Origin of the sequence: Brachyspira pilosicoli, assembly GCF_019402445.1 — a bacterium.
GTDB classification, from domain to species: Bacteria; Spirochaetota; Brachyspiria; order Brachyspirales; family Brachyspiraceae; genus Brachyspira; species Brachyspira pilosicoli_B.
In genome coordinates this window covers 1-7304 of sequence record NZ_SRZM01000139.1, presented here as the reverse complement: position 1 = coordinate 7304, position 7304 = coordinate 1, and the positions used below count along the sequence as shown (strand labels likewise).

General features: G+C 25.6%; 8 protein-coding genes. 4 read left to right on the top strand and 4 right to left on the bottom strand.

The features are described 5' to 3' along the window. The first annotated feature begins 115 nt into the window (after positions 1-115). The 4 genes from E6A48_RS05645 to E6A48_RS05630 all read left to right on the top strand — a co-directional run bounded on the left by E6A48_RS05645 (position 116) and on the right by E6A48_RS05630 (position 2785). Entirely contained in the window at positions 116-445 is a 330-nt protein-coding gene (locus E6A48_RS05645; RefSeq protein WP_219709096.1) for a histidine triad nucleotide-binding protein, read from the top strand. A gap of 19 nt (positions 446-464) precedes the next feature. Beyond that, a complete protein-coding gene (locus tag E6A48_RS05640) occupies positions 465-1283 on the top strand; it encodes a TatD family hydrolase (protein ID WP_219709095.1) in 819 nt (272 codons plus the stop codon). Positions 1284-1355: 72 nt separating this feature from the next. After that, a complete protein-coding gene (locus E6A48_RS05635; RefSeq protein ID WP_219709094.1) occupies positions 1356-2018 on the top strand; it encodes a hypothetical protein in 663 nt (220 codons plus the stop codon). 20 nt (positions 2019-2038) lie between these two features. After that, on the top strand, positions 2039-2785 hold the full coding sequence (locus E6A48_RS05630) for a hypothetical protein (protein ID WP_219709093.1): 747 nt from the start codon (positions 2039-2041) through the stop codon (positions 2783-2785). Between the two features lie 483 nt (positions 2786-3268). Here the strand turns inward: E6A48_RS05630 and E6A48_RS05625 are convergent, their stop codons facing one another. The 4 genes from E6A48_RS05625 to E6A48_RS05610 form a co-directional block, all read right to left on the bottom strand. Continuing rightward, positions 3269-5476 (bottom strand): transcript cleavage factor, encoded by a 2208-nt coding sequence (locus tag E6A48_RS05625; RefSeq protein ID WP_219709092.1) that lies wholly within the window; start codon positions 5474-5476, stop codon positions 3269-3271. A gap of 4 nt (positions 5477-5480) precedes the next feature. Next, complete coding sequence (locus E6A48_RS05620) at positions 5481-6461, bottom strand: tetratricopeptide repeat protein (RefSeq protein ID WP_219709091.1); 981 nt, start codon at positions 6459-6461, stop codon at positions 5481-5483. 106 nt (positions 6462-6567) lie between these two features. Further along, the gene (locus E6A48_RS05615; RefSeq protein ID WP_219709090.1) at positions 6568-6987 is read right to left on the bottom strand and encodes a PepSY-like domain-containing protein; all 420 of its coding nucleotides are present in this window, start codon (positions 6985-6987) and stop codon (positions 6568-6570) included. A gap of 10 nt (positions 6988-6997) precedes the next feature. Beyond that, the coding region (locus tag E6A48_RS05610; RefSeq protein WP_219709089.1) for a PepSY-like domain-containing protein at positions 6998-7304 on the bottom strand (307 nt) is incomplete at its 5' end.

Below are 7304 nucleotides of genomic sequence, written 5' to 3'. Positions count from 1 at the left end.
TTTTTTTTGTTTTTATTTTATAATTATATATATTATTAAATTAATTTTCAATACTAATTAGTAATAATTATTAATAATTTTTCTATCTTATTAATAAATATAGGAGTTTTATACTATGAGTAATGATTGCATATTTTGTAAGATTATTAAAGGTGAAATACCTTCAAAGTTTATAAAAGAAAATGAATATTGCGTTGTGTTTAAAGATTTAAATCCTAAATCTGATGTTCATTTGCTTGTTGTGCCAAAGAAGCATTTAAAAGATATAACAGAGATAGATAATGATTTGATGGGTAATGTATTAGATACTATTAAAGAGGTTGCTAAAGAAAATAATTTAGAATCTTTTAGAATAGTTAATAATTGCGGAGAGAATGCTGGTCAGAGCGTATTTCATTTGCATTTTCATGTTTTATCTGGTGCTAATTTAAAAGACAATTTTTAAAAATTAATTAGGAGTTATTATGATAGACAGTCATTGCCATCTTACTTATATATCTAAGAAGGCTAAAGATTTGAAAGAGGTTTTGGAGAGAGCAAACAAGGCTGGAATATATTATTTTGTGGATATAGGAGTTCATCCTAGCGATATAGATGAGCGTTTATATATATTATCTGATGCTGAAGGCGTATTTTTTAGTATGGGGTATTATCCAGACTATGCCAATGAAAATGATGAACACACTATTAAGGCTTTTGAATTAAAAATAAAAACTATAAATAAAAAAACTCTAGAAAAAAGAAAAAAACTTATTTATGCAGTTGGAGAGATAGGATTAGATTATTATCATGATGATTCCAACAAGGAAGAACAAAAAAAATTTTTTTCTGCTTTATGCAATGCTGCAAAAAACGTTGATCTTCCAATACTCATTCACAGCAGAGATGCTTTTAAAGATACTTTTAGCATACTTAAAGAGGCAGATATACCAAAAAGGGGAATATTTCATTGTTTCAGCGGAAATGTGGAAGATGCTAAAAATGCTTTAGATTTGGGATATATACTTTCTTTTTCTGGCTCTTGTACATATTTAAAAAATGATTTTTTAAGAGAAGCTGCTAAATACGTTCCTAAAGATATGTTTACAATAGAAACTGATTCTCCATATTTAACACCTCAGAAGATGAGAGGAAGAGCTAATGAACCTAGCTTTATACCATATACTGCAGAAGTTTTGGCAGAGGCTAGGGGAGAGAGTGTATCTAATATTATGGAGAATGCTTTAATTAATGCTTCAAGAGTTTTAGAGCTTCCTATTGATACTAGTAAATTTGTAAATTAACATAATTATTTTTGTTTAAGCAAATTATATATATTACGATAATAACTTTTAAGGAAGACAATTAAAAAAACTATGAGAAAATACTTTACTTTTATAACTTTACTTTTTTTATTATCTTTTTTTAATTTACTTCACTCTCAGGATATTTCTTTTGAAGAGCTTTATAACAAAATAAAAGATAATTATACAACTATATATCCAAAACGTTTCGATGCATATATAGAAGGTAAAATAGTAGAAGCTCAAATATCAACTATACCTGCAAAAAATTATCTCTCTTCAAAAGACAAAATTAGATTAAAGTTTACTCTAGTACAAAACTCTAAACCAAACATTGTGCTTGAAAATGTTGATAGTTTTTATGCTAAGATGTTTTCTGTGTTTGAAGAGCCTTTAGAAACTGTTGGGTTTTATGCTATTGTATCAGAGAGTTATAGTTCGCTTTCAAAGAAGTTTACTGTTGATTCTGTAAAAGAAGATAATGATAAATACGAAGTTGTATTAAGGGCTGTTGGTGAGAATAAAGACTACAGTATAAATTACACAATTGATAAAAATAGTCTTTTGGTGGAAAGTGCTGATTATTATAATAAAAAATCAAAGATTTATGATGTTGATATATCATACACAAATATTGATAATTATACTGTTCCTGAAATTATTAAATATAAAAGTTCTGATGGTAAAGTAAACTCTCAAATAAAGTTTGTTGATATAAAAGTGTCTTCCAAATAAGTATTATTGGATATTTTATTATGAGAAAAGTCTTTATTTTTTGTTTTTTTATTTTTAGCTTTATGAGTTTATATGCGGCTAATGATGATATTAATGCATTATTTAATTTGCAAGGCTCTGGAGATATTGTTTATTATAATAGTGATAGTGTTATAGACAGTAGTGAATATTCTCAGGCAGATAGTTTAAAAACGAAATTAGAAAGAGATGGATATAAAGTATATTCTATAGTGATAGCAGATGTTTTAGACTCTTCAAAAGGAAACGAGTTTATAGCTTTGATTAGTTCTCTTGAAGGAGAGAAGATATCTGTTTATGGAAGCAATTTAGATGAAAAGTTTTCTTATCAATCTTCTAGAATTGGAAAAAATGCTGCTATAGATTTAGAGAGTTTTTATGATAAGAAAAATGAAGTTGGTATTATAAAATATTATATACTCAATGATAGTGGAGAGGATAGGGATATTTATCTTTATATTTTTAGAATTGAAGATAATAAAATTAGTTTGGTTGCTGATGTATCTTATTATAGAGAGATTAATTCTATGAAAAGCGGTGTTGTAAATGAGATGAAATTTGCTTTTAGAGATATTGATGATGATGGAATAAGCGAGATGTTGGTAGAGTATAAAGAGAGAGTTGTAGGAAGAGATGAAAAGATAGAGTATCAAATTTATAAATTAAGTAAAAATAAATATGAATGTGTAGCTTCTTCTTGGCTAGATGATGAATATATAGATTTATCTCCGTATTTTAAAAGAGATTAGTATATATTAAAATTATTTTATGAACTTTTATTATTTAGTGAATATGTATTATAGTTTTTTATGATATAAGTATTATTATGTATTAATGATGTATGTTTTAAATATATTATTAACTTTTTCATATATACCAAAAATTTTTAAATTTTTCAAAATCTATTTTTTATTTTAATTAATTTTGTGGACTAGTCCCCAAACCCCTACTTCTTTTGCGACCGAAGGGAGTGCCCTTGCGGCGTGACCCAAAGAAGCAAAAAGACTACATTTTTAGGTAAAATTTAGATTTCATAATATATTTAATACACATTCCAATATATAAAGCTAAAGAACTTGCACTTTTTGGTTCTTTGACGAAGTCCACACCGTGTAAGGCGGGAAAAAGAACAATAAAAAAATTACAAACCTACAAAATTTTAGTATATAAAAAATAAAGAGTGCAAGATTTACTACTTGCACTCTTTTTTATTAATAAAAATATTTATTTAATTATATTTTCCAATTTGGGAATCTCTTTAATACAGCTGTTATTATATCTGTTTTATAATGCTGTTCCAAATTAACTAGCTTTTGGAATTCACTAAATACTATTTTTACATCTTCCTCATTTTCTGTTTCTATAAACTTAAGCAAATAAGCCTTATCAAATACTAAATCATATACTATTTTTATTAACTTTCTTCCCTGAGGAGATGTTTCTTTATTGTCTAGCATTTTTGATAAATTAGGTATTATGCTTAATAAACCTATCATTAGAGAGTTTTTATTAATTTTTATATCTCCCTCTATTTCATCATAATACTCACCATCAAGTATCTTTTGAGCAAAATAAACAAAAGATTCTGGGTATTCTTTGTAATGTAAGAATATATCATCTATCGTTTTAGCAAGCATATCAACTTTGCCGTCAGAGAATAATTTGTTTACTATTAAATAATGGTTTTTTACCTGAGGTGAATATAATATTTTTAATATGATATTATAATATTCATCTGGTTTTCCTTCTTGTATAGCTTTTACAAATTTATCTCTATAATTTGAAGATGGTAATATTTCGTATATATGAGTATAGTTATCAACTTCTTTTATAAGCTCAGAAAGCATAGGTATATCTTTATTAGTATCATTTTGTGTTTTTAGATATATTGTGCTTATTATTCTATTGTCGCTAGGAGCTTTTTTATCTTTTGCTGTATCAACAAAATAATTATACATTTCTTTTGCTTCATCAGAGTTTAAATTTGGAGTATAAGTGAGATATTCCATGTAGATTTGATATCTTTCAAGGAAATTATCTGTCTTATTAAACTTATATAAACTCTCAGCATCATAAGTTTCTGCTTCTTCATTATAAAGGAAAGTGTTTTTATCAAATTTCACTGTAGTAGAAGCTCTTACAGATTTCTTAGCATTTTCAAGCCATTTGTTGTAAGAAGAATCTGCTATCACTATATGAGGAGCAGCAGTTAATTCTTGTTTTAAATCTTTAGTATTAATAGTTTTTTTGTATTTTAATATTATAGTAAGAAGTTCAGTAGGATTTTCCTCTGCCATTTTTTTAAGCTCATTTAATTTATAAGCTTTATATACATTTATATCATCTTCTGGTAGAGTTGTGAGAGATTGTATTGCCATGTCAAATGTCATTTTTCTCTCTTCTTCTTGAGATACAAATTTTATTTTTAATTCATTTATGTCTATATGTTTAATTTTACCAACACCAAAATTTCTATGCATAACATATTTATCAACATCATATTGTATATACTTTTCAAATATTTCTATACAAGCTTTTGGCTGTTTGTTTACATTTGTAATAGCTGATATCTCTTCTATCTTTTCAAAGAGTGTATGATTAGGATATAATTTTTCATAAACATCAACTAATCTATGTCTAAAAAATTTAGCTTTTTTGTTATTTTGTGCTACTATAGCTTGTTCATAGTTTAATAAGTTTTTAATAGTTTTTAAAGCATCATTAAATCTATTATTCTCAAAATAGTGGAAGAATATTATTTTCCATATATCTATCATAATATTAGCATCAACTAATTCTTTTAAAGCACTTTCATATTTTAATAAGTAATTATAGTTATCAGGTTCATATTCAAGCACTTTTTTAATATTGCTTTCAGCATTAGTTCTCTTTCTAATTAAATTTCTCTCAAATGCAATTTTATAATAGTGTACAGCACTAGTAATATCTCCTGCTAACTCTTTAGTATGAGCTATTTTTTCAGGCAATTCAGGGTTTGACACATCAAATTTTATCAATCTCTCTAAAATCTCTAGAGCTTCCGCTTCTTTATTTGATATTTGATAATAACTAGCTAAATATCTTAAAGCATAGTCGCATTCATAATATTCATCTAATATTTTTTGTGCAATATATTCTACTATATTCCATTTTTTTGCATTTTTAAATATACCTATAAGTTTATCTAATGTATTATCAGTATAGTTTTGAAGCTTAAGATTTAAAAAACCGCTTGCATATAATGCAGATATATGATTAGCATTTTTTTGCAATTGCAAATTAGCAGTATCTAAAGCAGATTTAATCTCTTCATTATTATTAATATCATTTATAATTGTAGATAAATCTGCAAAATATTTCACAGTATAATTTAATAAAGGTTTTCTTGTAAAAGTTTCTTCTGAAAATATGTTTTCTAATTTTTGTAGAGCTTCTGACATCTGTTTACCCCTTATTTAAAATTTTTATATAAAATTGAAGCAAATCTTTATCTATTTCAGACATTTTTCTGCCCCATATTTTAATTTCATCCATATCTTCTTCTGTATGCCTCATTATTAAATATGTTGTTAAAAAAGCATATGCAGATAAAAGTTTTGGAGCAGTAGTTTCTCTTAGTTTTAATTTTCTATAATCTGCTTCTAGTTTAGATATATTTTTTCTTAATTCAAATTCTTCTTCTTTAGTTAATTCTCTTTTAATATCTAATATATTCATAAGTTCGCCATAAGCACTCATCCAAGAGATGATTTCTTCCTGACTATTATTATGAATACCTCTTCTTATAATAATATCTCTAATCTCTCTTACCGCATCAATAGTAATTCTTTCAAATTCTATATCTAAAGGAGCATAAAACAAAGCATCTCTAATATACATTTTTGCTTTCTTAGTATCTCCTAATATATGATTAATTTGTGCTATATTTGAAAGCGTATTACCATTATAAGGCTCTATTACATTTAAATATTCATATGCTTTTAATGCTCTAGAATAATCATTAAGTTCTATAAAAGCATTAGCTAGTAAATGTAATTCATCTTTACCTCTAATTTCTTCTACATTTTTTTGCATTATAGTTGTTATAATGCTGTTGTATATAAAGTAATGAATGGCCTTTATTGCTATCAAAGTTTTATTATACGATTTATTCTTTATAAACTCTTCAAACTTTTTATAAGATAAATCTAAAAACTTACAGTATTCTAAATAATCTCCTTTAACACTTTCTATTTTGCCTACTCTATTAATCCAAAACTTCACACAAGATATATTTTCATATAGATTTGGATATTCAAAGTCCATAGACATAATTCTATCCAAATCTTCCATAGAGTCTTGGAATAGACCTTTTTTTAATTTTTCTTCTACAATTAAAAAAATATCTTTTACTGTTTCTTTTCTCGAAAATAGTTCATCAGCCATAAATCAAAAAAAGCCCTCCAGTATAAAGATATATACTATTCTATAAAATATAATATAATAGAATAATTTTAAATTGTCAAGTAAGCAATAAAGATAAAATTGCATATTAATCATCAAATTTTTGTCCTAAAAGCTGTCCATTAACATCTATATAAAGTGCCATAGAATTATTAAGTTTCACTTCATATAGGTTCCATTTCTTTTTTATTTTTGTTATAGTAGTATTTGGGAATGTTACAGATACTGTGTTTGCTACAGTTTTTGGTAATATTTCTGGAGGTACTGCTACATAGTTACCTTCTACTTCTTTAAACTCTCCATTGATAAAAAACTCTAATTCCACTCCATTTTCAAGCACTATTTCATATTTTTTCCTATCTCTTTCTGCTAATATTATTCTATTATTTGGAAAGAAGTTATTTATAAAATCTATAGTGCTTTGTGGAAGCTCATTAGGATCAACTTTCCAGTCATCTGCAACAAGTATTGAGCTAAATATAATTAATAATATAAATACTTTTTTCATTACTATCCTTTTAATCTGGAATCTTTTGTCCTACAAGCATTCCTGAAGAATCTATAAATATATTAATATGAGTATCTAATGTTATAATGTAAGTATTCCATTTCTTTACTATTTTTAATATATTTGTATTTGGATTAGTTTTGTTAACTGTATACATCACGTTTTCTGGTATAAAATTAGTTGGTATAGGTTTATCTTTACCATCTACTTCACACCAGATTCCTGTATCATTAAATATCAGTGAACAATTATCTTCTAATAATACATAAAAACGATTATTTATTTTATTAATTGTTTTTATATTAGTATTATCAAAA